Origin of the sequence: Lacisediminihabitans profunda (assembly GCF_008040105.1) — a bacterium.
In the GTDB taxonomy this organism is placed as follows: Bacteria; Actinomycetota; Actinomycetes; order Actinomycetales; family Microbacteriaceae; genus Lacisediminihabitans; species Lacisediminihabitans profunda.
On sequence record NZ_VRMG01000115.1, the window covers coordinates 1 to 320 of the forward strand.

General features: G+C 71.9%; 1 pseudogene. It reads left to right on the forward strand.

Features of this window, described 5'->3' with window-relative positions:
- Nucleotides 1-320 (forward strand): annotated as a pseudogene (locus tag FVP33_RS19240) (2-dehydro-3-deoxyphosphogluconate aldolase); the annotation flags it as partial.

Genomic DNA, 320 nt, shown 5'->3' on the forward strand with positions numbered 1-320 from the left:
GACGTCATTGAGCTGCCGCTTCAGACGCCGGATGACATCGCGGCGCTGCGGGTTGTCGTCCGGGCCGCCCGCGAGCGGGGAAAGGTGGTAGGCGCCGGCACCCTCGTCTCGCTCGAGCACGTGCGGCAGGCGGCGCATGCGGGAGCCGAGTTCACCGTGTCTCCGGGCTTCGATCTCGAAGTCGTGCGTGCCTCGTCCGCTGCCGGGATGCCTTCGCTGCCGGGGGTTGCAACCCCACGCCCGGTGCACCTCTCCCTGACGGCGGGACCCACCCGGCTCCAGGCGTTTCCCCCATCCGTGCCCGGGCCTGCGTGGACTCC